12 protein-coding genes and 1 tRNA gene are annotated in these 17,874 nt (G+C 76.8%); 11 read left to right on the top strand and 2 right to left on the bottom strand.

Features of this window, described 5'->3' with window-relative positions; all coding sequences use genetic code 11:
• From KK617_RS16325 to KK617_RS16295, 7 genes are all read left to right on the top strand, one after another.
• A partial coding sequence (locus KK617_RS16325) for a septum formation initiator family protein (RefSeq protein WP_277501203.1) occupies nt 1–519 on the top strand: 519 nt, incomplete at its 5' end.
• A 62-nt stretch (nt 520–581) separates the two neighbouring features.
• Nucleotides 582–1,139 carry a DUF501 domain-containing protein gene (locus KK617_RS16320; protein WP_277501204.1) on the top strand — a complete coding sequence of 186 codons (558 nt, stop codon included), beginning with the start codon at nt 582–584 and terminating at the stop codon, nt 1,137–1,139.
• Nucleotides 1,136–2,053 (top strand): exopolyphosphatase, encoded by a 918-nt coding sequence (locus KK617_RS16315; protein ID WP_277501202.1) that lies wholly within the window; start codon nt 1,136–1,138, stop codon nt 2,051–2,053. Before KK617_RS16320 ends, KK617_RS16315 begins: the two co-directional genes overlap by 4 nt.
• An 82-nt stretch (nt 2,054–2,135) precedes the next feature.
• Nucleotides 2,136–2,654, top strand: coding sequence for an ACT domain-containing protein (locus KK617_RS16310; protein ID WP_277501201.1), 519 nt, complete (start codon nt 2,136–2,138; stop codon nt 2,652–2,654).
• Entirely contained in the window at nt 2,651–3,205 is a 555-nt protein-coding gene (locus KK617_RS16305) for a peptide deformylase (RefSeq protein ID WP_277501200.1), read from the top strand. The genes KK617_RS16310 and KK617_RS16305 overlap by 4 nt, the downstream gene beginning before the upstream one ends.
• A 53-nt stretch (nt 3,206–3,258) precedes the next feature.
• Nucleotides 3,259–3,332, top strand: a tRNA-Leu gene (locus KK617_RS16300).
• A gap of 247 nt (nt 3,333–3,579) precedes the next feature.
• Complete coding sequence (locus tag KK617_RS16295) at nt 3,580–6,015, top strand: metallophosphoesterase (protein ID WP_277501199.1); 2,436 nt, start codon at nt 3,580–3,582, stop codon at nt 6,013–6,015.
• A gap of 52 nt (nt 6,016–6,067) precedes the next feature.
• On the opposite strand, the gene KK617_RS16290 is transcribed toward KK617_RS16295, so the two are convergent.
• Both KK617_RS16290 and KK617_RS16285 read right to left on the bottom strand, forming a co-directional pair.
• Complete coding sequence (locus tag KK617_RS16290) at nt 6,068–7,555, bottom strand: serine/threonine-protein kinase (RefSeq protein ID WP_277501198.1); 1,488 nt, start codon at nt 7,553–7,555, stop codon at nt 6,068–6,070.
• Complete coding sequence (locus KK617_RS16285; protein ID WP_277501197.1) at nt 7,552–8,706, bottom strand: FHA domain-containing protein; 1,155 nt, start codon at nt 8,704–8,706, stop codon at nt 7,552–7,554. Before KK617_RS16285 ends, KK617_RS16290 begins: the two co-directional genes overlap by 4 nt.
• Before the next feature lie 152 nt (nt 8,707–8,858).
• Here KK617_RS16285 and KK617_RS16280 point away from each other — a divergent pair, with 152 nt between their 5' ends.
• The 4 genes from KK617_RS16280 to KK617_RS16265 form a co-directional block, all read left to right on the top strand.
• Nucleotides 8,859–15,074 carry an Ig-like domain-containing protein gene (locus tag KK617_RS16280; protein ID WP_277501196.1) on the top strand — a complete coding sequence of 2,072 codons (6,216 nt, stop codon included), beginning with the start codon at nt 8,859–8,861 and terminating at the stop codon, nt 15,072–15,074.
• Between the two features lie 74 nt (nt 15,075–15,148).
• On the top strand, nt 15,149–16,117 hold the full coding sequence (locus KK617_RS16275) for a MoxR family ATPase (RefSeq protein WP_277501195.1): 969 nt from the start codon (nt 15,149–15,151) through the stop codon (nt 16,115–16,117).
• Nucleotides 16,118–16,122: 5 nt separating this feature from the next.
• A complete protein-coding gene (locus KK617_RS16270) occupies nt 16,123–17,292 on the top strand; it encodes a DUF58 domain-containing protein (RefSeq protein WP_277501194.1) in 1,170 nt (389 codons plus the stop codon).
• Nucleotides 17,289–17,874, top strand: a 586-nt coding sequence (locus KK617_RS16265) for a hypothetical protein (RefSeq protein WP_277501193.1), incomplete at its 3' end; no start/stop codon positions are given. The genes KK617_RS16270 and KK617_RS16265, both read left to right, overlap by 4 nt.

The following is a 17,874-nucleotide window of genomic DNA, read 5'->3' as shown; positions in this document are numbered from 1 at the left end:
CCGGCCGCGCGGGGCGGGGCGAGCCGCCGTCCCGCCGCCGGTCGCGGCGCCGCGCCGCGCCGTCCCCGCTTCACCGGCCGCGCCGCGATCCTCGTGCTCGTGCTCGCCGTGCTGACGGTCTCCTACGCCTCGTCCCTGCGGGCCTACCTGACCCAGCGCGAGCACCTCGACGACCTGCGCGCCCAGATCGACGCGACGCAGGCCGAGATCCACGAGCTCGAGCGGGAGAAGCGGCGCTGGGAGGACCCGGCGTACGTCGAGACGCAGGCCCGCGAGCGGCTCGACTACGTGATGCCGGGGGAGACCTCGTACGTCGTGGTGCAGCCCGACGGCACGCCGCTCGACGCCACCAGCACCCTGTCCGAGCCCGTCGACCGCCCCGACGACGAGGTCACCACGGCCTGGTGGGACACCGCGTGGGACTCCGTGGAGGCGGCCGGCGACCCCGAGGGCGCGGCCGCGGCCGACCCGCCCCCCGCCGCGTCCATCCCGGCGCCCACCCCCGAGGAGACCGAGTGAGCGACGCGCCCGGCGCCCAGCCGCCCGCCGAGCCCGCCGAGCCCGCCGAGCCCGCCGAGGCGATCACCGCGCCCGACCGCGCCGCGATCACCGCGCAGCTCGGCCGGGAGCCCCGCGGCATCGCCGAGGTCGGCCACCGCTGCCCGTGCGGCAACCCCGACGTCGTCACGACCCTGCCGCGGCTCCCGAACGGCACGCCGTTCCCCACGACGTACTACCTGACCTGCCCCCGCGCCGCGTCCCGCATCGGCACGCTCGAGGGCGGCGGCACGATGAAGGAGATGCAGACCCGCCTCGGCGAGGACCCCGAGCTCGCGGCGGCGTACGCGGCGGCCCACGATCGCTACCTCGCGGCGCGCGCCGAGCTCGAGCCCCGCGTCGGCGGCGTGCCGGAGATCGCGGGCATCTCCGCCGGGGGCATGCCCGACCGCGTCAAGTGCCTCCACGTGCTCGCCGGCCAGTCCCTCGCCCAGGGCCGGGGCGTCAACCCGCTCGGCGACGAGGTGCTCGACGCCCTCGGCGCCTGGTGGGCCAGCGGGCCGTGCGTCACCGCCGCCACCAACGCCACCGCCACCGCCACCGCCGACGCCGCCGCCGCCGGAGAGGGTGCGGCGTCGTGATCGCCGCCGTCGACTGCGGCACCAACACGATCAAGCTCTTCATGGGTACGCCGACCCGCGCCGTCCTGCGCACCTCCCGCATGGTGCGGCTCGGCCAGGACGTCGACCGCACCGGCCGCCTCGCCGACGCGGCGCTGGAGCGGGCGTTCACGGCGCTCGACGAGTACGCCGTCCTGCTCCGCGAGCACGGCGTCGAGCGCGTGCGGTTCTGCGCCACCTCGGCCACCCGCGACGCCGCCAACGCCGACGTGTTCCGCGCCGGGGTGCTGGAGCGGCTCGGCGTCGAGCCGGAGGTGCTCTCGGGTGCGGAGGAGGCCGAGCTGTCCTTCGCCGGCGCGGTGCGCAACCTGCGCCACGAGCCCGCCCTGCCCGTCCTGGTCGTCGACATCGGCGGCGGCTCCACCGAGCTCGTGCTCGGCGACCGCGACCCGGCCGACCCCACCGGCGCGCTGGTGGCGCGGGAGGCCCACTCGATGGACGTCGGCTCGGTCCGCCTCACCGAACGCCACCTGCACTCCGACCCGCCGACCCCCGACGAGGTGGCCGCGTGCGTGGCCGACGTCGAGGCCGCCCTCGACGCGAGCCCCGTGGACCCGGCGCGCGCCGCCCAGGTGGTCTGCGTCGCCGGCACCGCCCTCACCGTCGGCGCCGGGGCGCTGGGGCTGCCGGCCTTCGACCCCGCCCGGATCGACCAGGCCGTCGTCGACCGTGCCGCCGTCGGTGACGAGGTCGCGCGCCTGCTCGCCCTGTCCGTCGAGGAGCGCCGCGCGCTGCCCGTGATGCACCCGGGGCGCGCGGACGTCATCGGGGCCGGGGCCGTCATCCTCGACCGGGTGCTGGCCCGCGCCGGCGTGGACACCATCACCCTGTCGGTCGCCGACATCCTCGACGGCATCGCCGCGTCGCTCGCCTGAGCCGGAGCCTGGCCCTGAGCCTGAGCCTGAGCCTGAGCCCGGCCGAGGTGCGCCCGCGCGCGCGGGCTGAGAGGATGCCCCGGTGACGCAGCACGCCATCACCGTCCTCGGCCACGACCGCCCCGGCATCATCGCCCAGACCACGGCGCTCCTCGCCGACCTCGGGCTCAACATCGAGGACACCTCGATGACGCTGCTGCGCGGCCACTTCGCGATGACCCTCGTGTGCGCCGGTGGCGCCACGGAGAGCCGCATCGCGGGCGCGCTGGAGGAGCTGAGCGCCGACGGCACCCTCACGGTGACCGTGCGCGAGGTCCCGGCCGAGCAGGCGGGCGCGGCGGCGGGTGCGCCGTACGTGCTGACCGTCCACGGCGGCGACCGGCCCGGCATCGTGTCCACCGTGGTCGGCGTGGTCGCCGAGGTCGGCGGCAACGTCACCGACCTCACCACCCGTCTGTCCGGGGACCTCTACGTGCTGCTCGCCGAGGTCGACCTGCCCACGACCGTCGACGTCGACGCCCTGCGGGCCGCGCTCGACTCCGCCGCCGGCGCGCTCGGCGTGGGCGTCACGCTGCGCGCCGCGGAGGCCGACGAGCTGTGAGCGACGAGCAGGTCACCGCCTGGACCGAGAGCGACCTGGCGGCGGACGGCCGCGTGCTCGACGTGGTGCGCGCCCCCGCCGCCGTCCTGTCGGCGGTCGGCGTGGAGGTCGACCCCACGGCGCCGGAGACCGTGCAGCTCGCGGCCGACCTCGTCGCCACCATGCGGGTCAGCCCCGGGTGCGTGGGCCTCGCCGCCCCGCAGGTCGGCGTCGGCGCGAAGGTGTTCTGCGTCGACGTCTCCGCGCACCCCAAGACCCGCGACCACCACGGCACGTTCGTGCTCTGCAACGCGGTCGTCGTCTCGTCGAGCCGCAACGAGAAGGCGCGGGAGGGCTGCATGTCGGTGCCCGACCTCACCGGGGACGTGAAGCGCCCGACCCGCATCGTGGTGCGCGGCCAGCTGCCCGGCACGGGCGAGGAGGTCGAGGTGACGGCCAACGCGTTCGAGGCCCGCGCCCTGCAGCACGAGATCGACCACTGCGACGGCCTGCTCTTCCTCGACCGGGTCGCCGGCGCCCACGCGATCTACCAGCGCAAGACCTACCTGTAGCAGTCCCGCAGCAGACCAGCAGCACCCGGGCCGGCCCTCCCGCCGGCCCGTCGGCCCCCGTGTCCCAACCGGCAGAGGAAGCCGTCTTAAAAACGGCGTGGTGCGGGTTCGAGTCCCGCCGGGGGCACCGTCCGTCCTCTCCCCGGGCGGCGCGTGAGCGACACCTCACCCGCCCGGGTGACGCTTCCCCCTCCGGGCCCTGCCCGGCGGCCACCCGTTCACCTCGCCGTCGCCCGGCGTCGACAGCGTCACGACCGCGCGTCGACGTCGGCCCGGGGGAGGCCCCGAACCTCGCCCCCGCCCGCAGCAGTGTCGCTGCGGGCTGCTCCGCCGTGCGTCGCGCGCGCCCGCCCGACGACACCGAGAGGTACCTGATGACCCACTCCCGAGCGCGGCGAGGTCTCGCCGCCGCGGCCTGCTGCCTGGCGGCGACCGGAGCGTTGACCGTGGTCGCCCCGACCACCGCGACCGCCACCGCGGCCCCGTCCGCCGCAGCGGCCGCCGCCTCCTCCGACCCGGTCGGCGACCGGGCCCTGCTGAGCGACCCGTTCCTGCAGGCGCCGACCGCCGACGGCGTGTCGGTCGTCTGGTTCACCGAGTTCACCGGCTCGCGCCACGCCGTCCTCGTCGGCGAGGGCGTCGCGGGCCTCGGCGCGGCCGATCTCGCCGCCGCCGCCTCGGGCACGACGTACCCGGGTGTCGCCGTCGTGTCCGCCGCGACGTCGCAGCTCTCGCGGGTCGCCGAGGACTTCCAGTCCAACGTCCCGGTGAAGCCGGCCCAGGCCGACGGCATCGTCGATCGCGACGTGTGGCGCCACGAGGCCGCCGTGACCGGTCTGGCGCCGGGCGCCGAGGTGCCCTACCGCGTCGTCAGCCTCGACGGCTCCGCGACGGCGGGCTCGGGCACCTTCACCCTGCAGCCGGCCGCCCGCGCGGGCGACGACCTCGACATCCTGCTCACGAGCGACCACCAGGCGATGGTCAACACCCCCGCCAACCTCCAGCAGGCGGCCGCCACCATCGGCGACATCGACGCCGTCTTCCTCGCGGGCGACCTCGTCAACATCCCCGACCGCGCCTCGGAGTGGTTCGACGACACCCGCGGCTCCGGCTTCTTCCCGGTGCTGCAGGGCAACGGCGGCCGCACCTCGACGGGCGGCGTGAGCTACGCCGGCGGCGAGATCGTGCAGAACGCCCCGCTCTACCCGGCGGTCGGCAACCACGAGGTGCAGGGTCGCCGCGCCGGCGCCACGGCGCTCGGCGCCTCCTTCAACGCCCCCGTCCCGCGGTCCGTCGCGGAGACGGCGTACGAGGCCGTGGCCGCCGACGTGAACCCGTCGGGCGACCCGGCGGTGCGCGAGCGGTGGATCGAGGACAACTCGTTCTCGACGACCACCTACGAGGAGATCTTCTCGCTGCCCGACACCTCGCCGGGCGGGGAGACCTACTACGCGACGACGGTCGGCGACGTCCGCCTGGTCTCGCTCTACTCCACGCGCATCTGGCGGGGCACGACGGCGACGCCCGACCCGGCGGCCCGCACCGCGTCGAGCCGCTACCAGGAGGCGCGCGGCACCCTCGAGGCGCCGCTGGCGCAGGGCTACGGCGAGCACATCTTCGAGGCCGTCGACGCCTCGAGCGAGCAGTACGCCTGGCTGCAGGACGAGCTCGCCAGCGAGGAGTTCACCGACGCCCGCTACCGCGTGGTCATGCTGCACGAGGGCCCGCAGGGCCTCGGCGACAACGTGATGCCGCAGTTCGCCGACCCGCAGCGCATCGAGGAGCGCGACGACGCCGGCAACCTCGTGGGTGTCCGCTACGAGTACCCGGCCACGGAGAACGAGCTGCTCTACGACCTGCAGCCGCTGCTCGAGGACGCCGGGGTCGACCTGGTGCACAACGGCCACAGCCACCTGTGGAACCGCTTCGTGGCCGACAACGGCACGACGAACTTCCTCGAGACCTCCAACACGGGCAACTCGTACGGCGCGTACCACCCGCTCAGCGGGCGCAGCCGCCCGGTCCCGCCCGCCCCGTGGGACGCCGCGAACTACTGGGCGCAGGACAACCCCGGCGGTCTCGAGCCGATCGTGCCGAACGTCGCGCCCTACACGAACGAGGCCGGCACCCCGCTGCCCTACGTGCAGGACAACAACCTGGCCGTGTTCACGAAGCTCGACACCGGCTCGGGGGAGATCACGACGTACTCCTTCGACGTGCGCACCCCCGACGTCGCCCCGAAGGTGATCGACGTGTTCTCCATCGGGCGTCCCGCCACGGACCCCGAGCCCGAGCCGGGTCCCGTGACGGCCACGGTCACGAGCGAGGCCAGCGTGACGGGCCGGGTCTCGGGTGACGCATCGGCGGCCGCGTCGGCGACGGCGCTGCGCACGTCGATCCAGGTGCCGGTGACGGCCCGCGCCCGGGGCCGGGAGTGGACGATGACGGGCACCGGCAACGTGTACGTCACGGCGCGCCGCGAGGCGACCCGCGCCGGCCAGTGGTCCCGCACCCTGACGGCGGGCGCCGTCGCGACCCGCAGCTGCACCCGGCCCACCGCGGAGGAGGCTCAGGCCTGCGCCGAGGAGTACGCCGAGTCCTCCGCCGAGCGGGTGGCCCAGGGGAACCTCGAGGCGTACGACGCCCACCTCGACGCGCGGGCCCTCCCGCTCGCCCAGGGCGACGCGCGCCACCTGGCGCAGATCGCCGCGCGCTCGGTGCGCATCCCGGCGTCCTCGTGGGAGGCGGCGCACGCCCAGGCCCGCGAGCACGGCCTGTACCGCATCCGGGTCGCTGCCTACGGGCGCTGACCCACCCCGGGGCCCCGCACGTCGGGGCCCCACCGTGGGCCGGCCGCTGCGCTCAGTCGGCGCAGCGGTCGGCCCACGGCGACGTGTAGCCCCCGCGGATCTGGCGCACCTGCAGGCAGGTGCGGCCCTCGGCCACCGGCACGACGACGGAGGTGTCGGAGGTGCGAGCGCCCTGCCCGGTCGCCGGCACGCGGTACTCCCACGTGTCGCTGGGGCGCACGCCCGGCGCGGTCCAGCTGAAGCGCACGCCCCCGGCCTCGGGGGCGGCGACCAGCTCGGGCGGGTCGACGGGGGCGTCGGGCGCGAGGGCGCCCGGGGTCGTGGCGGCCGTCGAGGTGGGCGTGGCCACCGGCTCCTCGCCCCCGCCGCCCGACTGCCACCAGACGAGGCCGCCGGCGGCGAGCAGCAGCGCCGCGACGCCGAGCGCGGACGCGACGAGGACGCCGCGCCCCAGCGGTTCATCGTCCGCGTCGGCCGACCCCGGCGCGCCGCCCGGGCCCCCCGTCGTACCGCCCGCGGCGCCGCCGGTGCGGCCGCGGTCCGTCGACAGCGACCGGGGGCCGGACGCGGAGACCACCGTGAGCGGCTTGACCGAGGTGACGTCGGGGTCGAGCACGTCGTGCCCGCCCGCAGCACCCGGGCCGCCCCCAGCACCTGGGGCCCCGTCGTCGGGCCGCGCCTCCACCGCGATGGCCGTGCGGGCGTAGCCGGCCGCGCTCTCGACCTGCTGCAGCGAGCGGGCCAGCTCGAGCGCGGAGGCGGGCCGGTGCGCCGGGTGCTTGGCCATCGCCTGCTGCAGGAGCCGGTCGAGGGCCGCCGGCACGTCGGTGCGACCGGTCGACGGCGGCGGCGAGTGCAGGATGCGGGCGCTGAGCGCCGGCGTGGAGTTGTCGCCCTGGGGGATCGAGAACGGCGAGCGGCCCACCAGCAGGTTCCAGATGGTCGCGCCGAGGGAGTAGACGTCGGAGGCCGCGGAGCCGTTCGAGGTGCCCTCGAGCAGCTCGGGCGCGGTCCACGGGTAGGAGATCCGCACCTCGGCGTCGGTGTGCACGTCGGCGACCCGGCCCGCGATGCCGAAGTCGGACAGCGCCGGCTCGGAGTAGGTCGTGACCAGCACGTTCGACGGCTTGATGTCGCGGTGCAGGATGCCGGCGCGGTGGGCGGTCTCGACGGCGCTGGCCAGCTTGATGCCGGTCGCGACGGCGTCGGGCACCGACAGCGGTCGGGTCCGCACCCGCAGCCCCAGGTCGGGCGGCGGGCAGTAGCGCATGACGAGGTAGGGCCGCGAGCCGTCCGCCGGGCTGGTGATGCCGGCCGTGATCACCGAGACGATGTAGGGGTGGTCCGCCAGCCGCGCCATCGCGTCGGCCTCGGCGGTGAAGAGCCGCTTCTCGCGCTCGGTGAGCGGCACGTCGGGGCGCACGACCTTGATGGCGACGCGCTGGCGCGGCCACTCCTGCTCGTAGAGGAAGACGTGCGCGAAGCCGCCGCTGCCCAGGTGCTGCACGAACGTGTAGCCGGGGATGGTGGGTCCGCTCATCGCGCCTCTCCCTGCGGCCCGCCACCGGAGCCGGCCGGCACCTCGCCGTGGATCTGGTAGTGCACCTCGTAGACGTCGGCCAGGTCGAGCACGTGCCCGGGCTCGAGGAGGTAGTCCTCACCGGGGCGCAGCCGCTCCCCGGGCCGACCCGGGACGTAGCGGGTGGTGCCGCCCCGCGACGACAGGTCCCGCACCAGCACGTGCCACCCGTCGAGCTGCACCTGCAGGTGGGTGCGCGAGAGGTACGTCGAGTCGCCCGGCAGGTGCACCAGGTGCGGCCAGTCGCCCCCCGGTGGGGCGACGGGTCGCCGGCCGAGCAGCACCCCGCGGTCGAGCGGCACGAGCTCGCCGGTGGGCAGGCGCAGCACGCCCAGCGCGGGCCGGGGCAGGCGCTGCGGCGCCGACTCGGGCACGGGCGCCCCGCACCAGCGGCAGGTCGTCGACGTCGGCGGCGTGGCGTGGCCCGCGACGCAGCGCACGCCCAGCACCGTCTCGGCGGTGGACGGGTGGAAGTGGGCGTCCGCGCCGCGGTGCACCGTCGCGCCGTCGTGGTCGCCGGGGGCGGCCGGCGGGCGCGGGGAGCGGCGCAGGGAGGTCGCGCCGCGCAGGCCCGGGTCGCCGGCGGGCTCGGAGGTGTCGATCGCGCGGAGGTCCGCACCCGGGGGTACGGCGGGGCCGGTGGCGGCGAGGATCTCCGCCGGGATCGCCGCGATGAGGTCCCCGGCCGGTCCTGTCGGCCGCGCCGGGGACGGGGGAGCGGCGGGTGCGGCGCGCCGTACCCGGGCCCGGCGGGCGCCGGTGACCCCGGAGCGGAGGAAGCCGCCGGACGGGTCGGTGTCCCCGCCCGCGGGGCCGAGCCGCAGCTCCCACCCGCCGTCGCGCCGCTCGGCGCGCCCGGAGCCGTGGGTGGCGGTGCGCGGGGTCGCGCCCCCGGTGTCGAGGGCGGCGTGGTCGGGCAGTGCGCGGCTGGGCCGCTCGAGCAGGCGCACCCAGCGCTCGACGGCGTCGGGCGCCCCCGCGTGGTCCCACAGGGCCCGCACGAGGTCGGCGTCCTCGCCCGACGGCGGGAACGGGAGGTCCACCAGCAGCCAGCGCGTGCCGTCGCCGACGAGCACGCGGTCGCCCGCGTCGTACGCGACCTCGTCCGTCACCGCTGCACCCCCCGCGCCTCGACCGTCCGGGACATCATGACGCGCCGCCCGCGGCCGGGGACCGCGAGGGTGACGCGTTCCCTTCGCGGTGGTCGCCGGGGTGATCTAGGCTGCACCGCCGGGTACGCGGCACGAGTCGGGGCGTGGGGGACGTGGGCACCAGGAGGGTCGGATCGGTCGCGCGGGGCGGACGCCGCCGCGCGACGCTGGCGAGCACCCTGGCGCTGGTCGTCGCGCTCGTCGCCTTCGTCGTCCACGCCGCCACCGCCGACGGCTTCACCACCCACGAGGCCGACCTCGACGACGGCGGCGTGTGGGTCACCAACGACGCCGACTCCGCCTGGGGCCGCATCAATAAGCCCGTCGGCCAGCTCGACGGCGCGCTCTTCGGCCAGGTCGGCGCCCAGCTCGACGTGGTGCAGGACGGCGCGGCCGTCATCGGTGTCGACACGAGCGCGGGCGTGCTCTCCCCGATCGACCCGGCGACCGTGCAGCACCCCGAGGGCGAGCAGGCCGCCTTCTCGCCCGGCGCCCAGGTGCGCCTCGCCGGCGGCACCGCGGCGGTCCTCGACCCCGCGACCGGCGGGCTGTGGGCGCAGCGGGTCGACGGCGGGGTCTACGCGCCGGTCGCGGCGCTCGACCGCCAGCTCGACCCCGGGCACGTGGTCGAGGGCGGCACCCGTCTCGCGGTCTCCACGACCGGCACCGCCTGGGTGCTGGCGCCGTCGAGCGGGACCCTGACCGAGGTGCGGGTCGACGCGGCGGGCACGGCGGACCCGCGCACGGTCGAGCTCGACGGCGCGGAGGACCTCGGCGAGGACGCGTCGCTCACCGTCGTGGGCGAGCGCCCCGTGGTCCTCGACCCGGGGGCCGAGCGGCTGCTGGTGCCGGCCGACGACGGCACGCTCGAGGTCGAGCTGGACGACCTCGCCGGCGACGCGGTGCTGCAGCAGCCCGGTCCCGACGCGTCCGGCGTACTGGTCGCGACCGGCAGCGGACTGCGCGAGGTGCCGCTGGGCCCCGAGGGCTCGACCACCCTGCTCGTCGAGGGCGCCTCCGGGGCGCCGACCGAGCCCGTGCGGCTGGGCGCGTGCCGGTACGGCGCGTGGTCCGGCCCCGACGCGTCGGTCGCCACGCGGTGCGACGGGGGAGCGGGCGGCGACGTCGTGCCCCTGGCGACCGCCGCCAGCGACCTCGTGTTCCGCACGAACCGGGGCCAGGTCGTGCTCAACGACCGCAGCAGCGGCGCCGTGTGGGACGTGGACTCCGACCAGCCCGCCCGGCTCGACAACTGGGACGCCTTCCGCCAGCGCGTGACCGACACCGACGACGCGGAGGAGGACGAGGCGGAGGCCGAGGGCGACCGGCGTCCGCCCGTCGCCAACCCCGACGTCGTCGGCGCCCGGCCCGGCCAGACGGCGGTGCTCCACCCGCTCGACAACGACACCGCGCCCGACGGTCGGCTGCTGGCCATCCGCTCCGTCGACGCGCCGGTCGGCAACGCGGTGGACCTGACGATCAGCCCGGACGGCCAGACCGTCCAGGTGCGCCTGCCCGAGGACGCCGGCCCGACGACGACGTTCGAGTACCACATCGACGACGGCCGCGCCGACGTCCCGGCCGCGCACGCGACGGTCACCGTGCAGACCCGCCGCGCGGGGGAGAACAACGATCCGCACCCGCGTGCCGGCTACACCCCGCGGGAGTGGGTCGTGCCGGCCGGCGGCGTGCTCGACGTGCCCGTGCTGCCCGACTGGCGCGACAGCCTCGACTCCGACCCCCTGACCCTCACCGGGACCGTCGTCGACGCCGACCCCACGGGCACGGCGCTCGCGCGGCCCACCGGGTCGGGCCGCGTGCGCTTCGAGGCCGGCCAGAGCACCGGAGTGCAGACCGTCTCCTACACCGTCGCCGACGGCCTCGGCGGATCCGTCACCGACGAGCTGACCTTCCGGGTGCAGGACCGCACCGAGCGCGAGGCGCTGCCCGCGACGGCCGAGCCGGACGTCGTGGCCGGCGAGGTGGGCGAGGTCATCACCATCCGCCCCCTGGGCAACGACCTCCCCGGCTCCGACCCGGGCACGCCGGACGCCGAGCTGGCCCTCGCGGGCCCGGTGACGGCGAGCGGCGACGCGCGCGTGGAGACCGACCTCGTCGGCGGCACGCTCTCGTTCCGGGCCGACCGGGCGCGCACCTACTTCCTCGACTACGACGCGGCGTACGGCAACGCCGAGCCGGCCCGTGGCCAGGTGCGGGTCGACGTCGAGGCGCCGCAGGACCCGCCGGCCCCGCCGGTCGCCGTGCCCGACCAGGTGACGCTGCACGGCCAGGCGTCGTCGACCGTCGACGTGCTCGGCAACGACGTCGACCCCCGCGGCGGCCTGCTCGTCGTGCAGGCGGCGCGGGCCCGCACGGCCGACCAGCTCGACGTCGCCGTGGTGGAGGGTCGCTGGCTGCAGGTCGCCGCCCGCGGCGCCTCGCTCAGCCCGAACCCGCAGGTCGTGGAGTACACGGTGAGCAACGGTGCGGCGTCGGTGACCGGCGAGGTCGTCGTCTCCCAGCGGCCCGCGCCCGACGACACGGCCCCGGTGACGCAGACCGACCGCCTCGTGGTGCGCTCGGGCGCGGTGGCGACGGTGCCGGTGCTGGAGAACGACTTCAGCCCCGCCGGCGACGCCCTGGCCCTGGCCCCCGAGGCCGAGGGGCTGCCGCGCGGCGAGCTCGCGGTGGTCTCGGCGGACGGCACGGCCGAGGACCCGGGCCGCGCGTTCGTCTCCGGCGCCCAGGTGCGCTACGCCGCCCCGGCCGGGCTCACCGACACCCTCAGCACCCAGGTCACGTACGTCGCGACGAACGCCGCCGGCGAGCGGGCGCCGGGCCGGGTCGAGGTCACGGTGCTTCCCGTCGAGGCCGCCAACCGCCCGCCCGCGCCGCCCGTGCTTGAGGGCCGCACGGTGGCCGGCGAGCGCCTCCTGCTGCGCGTGCCCGCCGGCGGGGTGGACCCCGACGGCGACCCCGTCACCGTGACCGGCATCGGCGCGGCCCCCGGGCTGGGCCGGGTGCTCGGGTTCGGCGCCGACACGATCGAGTACCAGGCCTACCCCCGCAGCGCGGGCACCGACGAGTTCACCTACACCGTCACCGACCCGTACGGCGAGGTGGCCACCGGCCGCGTCCGGGTGGCCGTCGTGTCGCCGGGGGAGACCCAGCCCCCGCTCGCGGTCGACGACGCCGTCACGGTGGAGCCGGGCCGCGACCTGCGCGTCGACGTGCTCGCGAACGACCTCGTGGCCCCCGGCGACCGGGTCGACGTGACCCTCGTCGACCCGCCCCCCGGCGTCGAGCTGGGCGCGGAGGCGGGGCCGCTGCGCGTCCCGGCGCCGGAGCGCGCCGGAGACGTCGTCGAGGTGGTCTACGAGGTGTCGAACGGGCTGTCCTCCTCCCGGGCCACGGTGCGGGTGCGGGCGCTCACGCCGTACGACAACCCGCCCGTGGTGCCCGACGCGTACGGCGAGGCCGACAGCGGCCCGGGCGTCGAGGTCGACGTGCTCGTCGACGCCTTCGACCCCGACGGCGACGACGAGCAGCTGGTCGTCACCGACGTCTTCGCGCCCGCGGACGTCGAGGCCTCGACCGACGGGCGGGCCGTCGAGGTGGTGCGCGCGGCGCACCCCGTCGTCGTCGGGTTCCGCGTCGAGGACGGCACCGGCGGGGCCGCGCTGGCGTCGCTGTTCGTGCCCGCGGCGAGCGAGGGTGCGCCGTACGTGCTCGACGACGCCCTCGTCGAGGTCGACCCGGGCGGCAGCACCACGGGCGAGCTGGCCGACCTGGTGGCCGACCCGGCCGGCGGCGAGGTGGCGTTCACGCTGTCCGACCGCGTCTGGGCCTCCCCGGCCGCCCAGGTCAGCGCCCGCGTGACGGGCACCGGCGCGTTCGAGGTGAGCGCGGTCGCGGGGTACGCCGGTCCGGCCGCCGTGGTCGCCGAGGTCACGACGGGCACCGGGGTCGACGACCCCGAGGGCGTCCGTGCCGTCGTGTCGATCCCCGTGCAGGTCGGCGAGAGCGTCCCGATCCTCAGCTGCCCCGCGGCCCCCGTCGAGGTCGTGCAGGGCGAGGAGGTCGACCTCGACGTCGCCGCCCGCTGCCACGTGTGGACCGCGGACCCCGACGAGGGCCTGTCGTTCGACGCCGACTGGGAGACCTCCGTCGACGGCCTCTCCGTGATCGAGCCCAGCGGTCCCATCATCACCGTCGCGGCCGCTGCGACGGCCCGGCCCGGTGACGAGGCCCGGCTGTCGCTCACCTCGGGGGCCAGCGAGCCGGGCGTGCTCACCCTGCGCGTCGTGGAGGCCCCGCGGCCCACGCTGGCCCCTGTGTCGGTCAGCGACCTGCGGGCCGGCGAGGAGCGCGTGGTCGACCTCGCCCCCTACCTCACCGTCGGGGTCGACGACGCCCGCCCCACGATCCTCGGCGTCGAGCGCACGGCCGGCCCCGACGGCGTCGGCGCCGAGGCCGACGGCGACGCGTCCGTGCGGATCACCACGGCCGACCGCGTCGACGGCCGCGCCGAGTTCACGGTCACCATGAGCGACGTGCCCGACGGCGGCCCCGAGCGGCAGGCGACCGGCACGATCTCCGTCGAGGTGCTCGACCGGCCCGACACGCCGGCCGCGCCGGTGCCGGTCCCCGGCGTGCGCAGCCAGGAGGTGGGGCTGCAGTGGACGGCGCCCGAGCCGAACGGCGCGCCCGTGCAGACCTACGAGGTCGCCCACGCGGGCGGCACCCAGACGTGCCCCGCGACCCGGTGCGACATCACGGGCCTCACCAACGGCGAGCCCTACTCCTTCCGCGTCCGCGCCCAGAACGCCGTCGGCTGGTCGGAGTGGAGCCCGACGTCGGCGCCCGCCACGCCCGACGCCCCGCCCGGCGCGGTCGGCGAGGTGCGCATGGTCGCGCGCGGCGACCGCACGGTCACGCTGCAGTGGACCGAGCCGACCACGCAGACCTCCGCCATCGAGCGCTACTACGTGCAGTGGCCCGGCGGCCAGACGCAGACGACGACGCCCGGGGTGGTCGTCACCGGGCTCGACAACTCCCGGGCCTACCAGTTCACGGTGTCGGCCGAGAACGCCTACCGCGAGGGCCCGGCCGTGCGCAGCGCCGCGTTCCAGTCCATCGGCGCCCCGGGCGCCCCGGGAGCGCCGACGGTCACCGACCAGCGCACGCCCGGCGACGCGGGCGCGGTGACGCTGCGGTGGGACCCCGTCGCGCCCAACGGTCCCGCCCCGCTGCTCTACACGGTGCGCCGCGACGGCACGCCGCTGGCGCAGTGCACGAACCAGACCACCACGAGCTGCGACGACGCGGGCCTCACCTACGACGGGCGCACCTACTCCTACGACGTGGTCGCGACCAACAACGGCGGCGCGGACGACGCCGTGTCGACCGCGGGGGCCGCCGCGTCGTGGACCGCCGTGGGCCGCCCGGCCGAGTGGGGCGCCTGGACCATCACGCCCACGGGCGCCGACGGCTCGGCCCGCGTCCAGGCCGACGTGCCCGGGTCGCGGGGCGCCACCTCGCGCGTGCGCGTCGTCGCCGGCGGCGTCACGCGCTTCGAGGGCGACGTCCGCGGCCGGCTCGACACCACCATCACCGGCCTGTCCAACGACGGCCCGACGAACGCCTCCCTCGAGCTCTGCAACGAGGCCGGCGCGTGCACGACGTCCGACCAGCAGTCGGTGCAGACCTACGGCCCGCTGCGGCGCGAGCACATCGTGGCGATCGACCCGGTGCGCGAGGGCAACCAGGTGCGCTGGAACCTGCGCGTCGACACCAACGGCGACCCCGCCGAGGTCGAGGTGCGGCTCACCGCCCCGGGGCGCGACGAGACGCAGCGCTTCACCGCGTCGGGCGTGGACGGCTGGCAGGGCACGACCCGCACGATCGACGCGGGGTACGACGCCACGCACCGCATCACGGTCACCCTGCGCGACGGCTCGCCGAGCCGCGGCCCGGTCACGGCCTCCGCGGAGACCCGCACGCCGCCGCGCCCGAACCCCACGCTCAGCATCAGCCGCGGCGACCGCTGCCTCGACGGCACGGCCAACCCGTGCCGGCGCCAGCCCTCGGACGGCGAGGCGTGCGTCCACGCCTCGTGCGGCCGCGTCGCGCTCACCACCACGAACTTCGAGAACGCGCAGGTCACCTGCACGATCTCCCCGACGGTCCCGAGGACCTACACCGCCGCGGGCAACGGCCGCACCCAGCTCACGGCGTACTACGGCTTCCCGAACGGCCGCATCACGGCCACCTGCCGCGGCGCCAACGGGCAGAGCGCCTCGGCCGAGTACACCTGGCCACCGAACTAGCGACCGTCCCAGCCCCGCCCCCGCCCCGCCCCAGCCCCAGCCCGTCCCTCCCGCCCCACTGACCGAGGAGCCCCATGACCCTCTCGCGCGACCAGGCCGAGTGGTTCCGCCAGACCTTCGACCGGCTGACCGACAACGTCGAGAAGGCGGTGCTCGGCAAGCGGCACGTCATCCGCCTCGCGCTGACCTGCCTGCTCTCGGAGGGGCACCTGCTGCTCGAGGACAACCCGGGCACCGGCAAGACGATGCTGGCCCGGGCGCTGGCCAACACGGTGCAGGGCAGCCACGCCCGCATCCAGTTCACGCCCGACCTGCTGCCCTCCGACGTCACGGGCGTCACCGTCTACGACCAGCACCGCGGCACCTTCGAGTTCCACCCGGGCCCGATCTTCCACACCATCGTGCTGGCCGACGAGATCAACCGCGCCTCGCCCAAGACCCAGGCGGCCCTGCTGGAGGTCATGGAGGAGGGCCGGGTCACCGTCGACGGCGAGCCCCGCCCCGTCGGCCGCCCGTTCATGGTCGTCGCCACCCAGAACCCGATCGAGCAGGCCGGCACCTACCGGCTGCCCGAGGCGCAGCTCGACCGCTTCCTCATGAAGACCTCGGTCGGTTACCCCGACCACGCCTCCACGGTCGCGCTGCTCGTCGACGCCGGCACGCGCGACCGCGCCTCGCTGGTGACCCCGGTCATCACCGCCGAGGTGGTCGCGCAGATGAGCGGGCTCGCCGACCAGGTGTACGTCGACCCCGCCGTCGTCGGGTACGTCGCGGACCTCGCCGAGGAGTCCCGGCGCCTCCCGCACGTGCGCCTCGGCCTCTCGGCGCGCGGCTGCCTGGCGTTCATCCGCGTCGCCAAGACGTGGGCCGCCGCGGACGGCCGCGACCACGTCGTGCCCGACGACGTGAAGGAGCTCGCACAGCCGGTGCTGTGCCACCGCCTGCTGCTCGACGCGGAGGCGCAGTTCGGCGGCGTCACGGTCGACACCGTCATCGGCCGGCTGCTCGACGCGGTCGCGCCCCCGACCGACCGGGTGGCCTGAGACCGGTGCGCGCCCTGCGGTCCCTGCGCCACGCCCTCGCGGTCGTCGACCCCCTGGGGTGGGCGGTCGCGTGCCTCGGCGTGCTCGCCGGGGTCGTCGCGGTCGTCGCGGGCTGGCGCGAGGCCGGGGTCGTCGCCGTCGCCTGCCTGCTGCTGCTCGTGCTGGCCGCGCCGTTCGTGCTGGGGCGCACCCGGGTGCGGGTGGACGTCACCGCGGAGCCGCGGCGGGTGGTCGCCGGGGCCAGCGTCGCGGTGGGCGTCGTGGTCACCAACACCGCGTCCCGGCGGCTGCTGCCGGTGACGCTCGCGCTGCCGGTCGGCGCGTCGGTGCACCGCTACGCCCTGCCCGCGCTGCGCCCGGGGGCCGCGCACCTGGAGGACCTGCTGCTGCGCACCGAGCGGCGCGGCGTCGTCGCCGTCGGCCCCGCCTCCACCCGCCGCGGCGACCCGGTCGGCGTGTTCTCGCGCGACGTGGTGTGGACCGACGTCCAGGAGGTGCTCGTGCGGCCCGTGATGGTGCCGCTGGAGTCCCTCGGCGCGGGGCTGCTGCGTGACCTGGAGGGCGTCACCACCGACGCGGTCACGTCGAGCGACCTCGCCTTCCACGCGCTGCGGGAGTACGCGCCGGGCGACGACCTGCGCCACGTCCACTGGCGCTCCTCGGCCAAGGTGGGTCAGCTCCTGGTGCGGCAGTACCAGGACACGCGCCGCTCCCACGCCACCGTCGTGGTCGACGACGACCCGGCCGCGTGGGGTGACGACGACGAGCTGGAGACCGCGATGGGCGTCGCCGCCTCGATCGTCGCCCGCGCCACGCTCGACGACTTCGCGGCCACGTTCGTGTGCGGGCGCCAGGTGGTGACGGGCACCGACGGCAACCAGGTGCTCGACGCCGTCTGCCGCGCCGCGACGGAGGGCCGCGGGCTGCTCGCCGGCGCCCAGGAGGCCGCCCGGGTCGCCCCCGACACCAGCCTGCTGTTCCTGCTCGGCGGCACCGGCACGTCGTTCGCCACGCTGACGCGCGCGGCCGCGACCCACGGCCCGCAGGTGCGCCGCCTCGGCCTGCTCGTCGACCCCGCCGCGCGTGCGCACGTGCGCGAGGCGGGCGACGTGCCCGTGCTGACCCTGGCCCGCCGCGACGACCTCGCGCCGCTGCTGCGCTGGGGGGCGTCGTGAGTGCGGCCCGGCGCTCGCGCCTCACCCGCGGCGACCTCGGCGAGGCCGCCCTGCTCGTCGTGCTCGTCGTCGTCGCCCTCTCCGGCCTGGCCCGCACCTTCACGGGCGCCCAGTTCCTCCTCGTCGGCACGGTCGGGGCGCTGCTGGGCGCCGGGTCCGCGCTGCTGGCGCGCCGTCACCGCTGGCCCCCCGCCCTTCCGGTCCTGCTCGCCGCGGCGGGCGTCGTGCTGCTCGGCGGCCCGCTCTGCCTGCGCGCGGCGGGGGGCACGCCGTACCTGCCGGTGCCCGGCACGCTCGAGCAGCTGGGCGACGCCGTCGTCGGGGGGTGGCGCGACGCACTGACGACCCTGCCGCCGGTGGACGGCGACGGGCCGCTGCTGGTGCTGCCGTTCGTCCTCGGCACGGCGGGCGCGCTCGCTGCCGTGCTCGCCGCCGGGCTGCGCCGCCCGCCGCTCGCGGTGCAGGCCGTGCTCGTCCTCGCCGCGCCCCTCCTCGTGCTCGGCGTGGTGCTGCTGCTGGGCGTGGCCACGCCGGCGTCGGTGCTGCTCCAGGGCGGCGCCGTCGCGGCGCTCGCGCTCGGCG

It is taken from the genome of Nocardioides sp. ChNu-99 (assembly GCF_029493445.1).
Lineage (GTDB): Bacteria > Actinomycetota > Actinomycetes > Propionibacteriales > Nocardioidaceae > Nocardioides.
The sequence above is the reverse complement of the archived record's forward strand: the minus strand, read 5'-3'. Positions and strand labels throughout refer to the sequence as shown.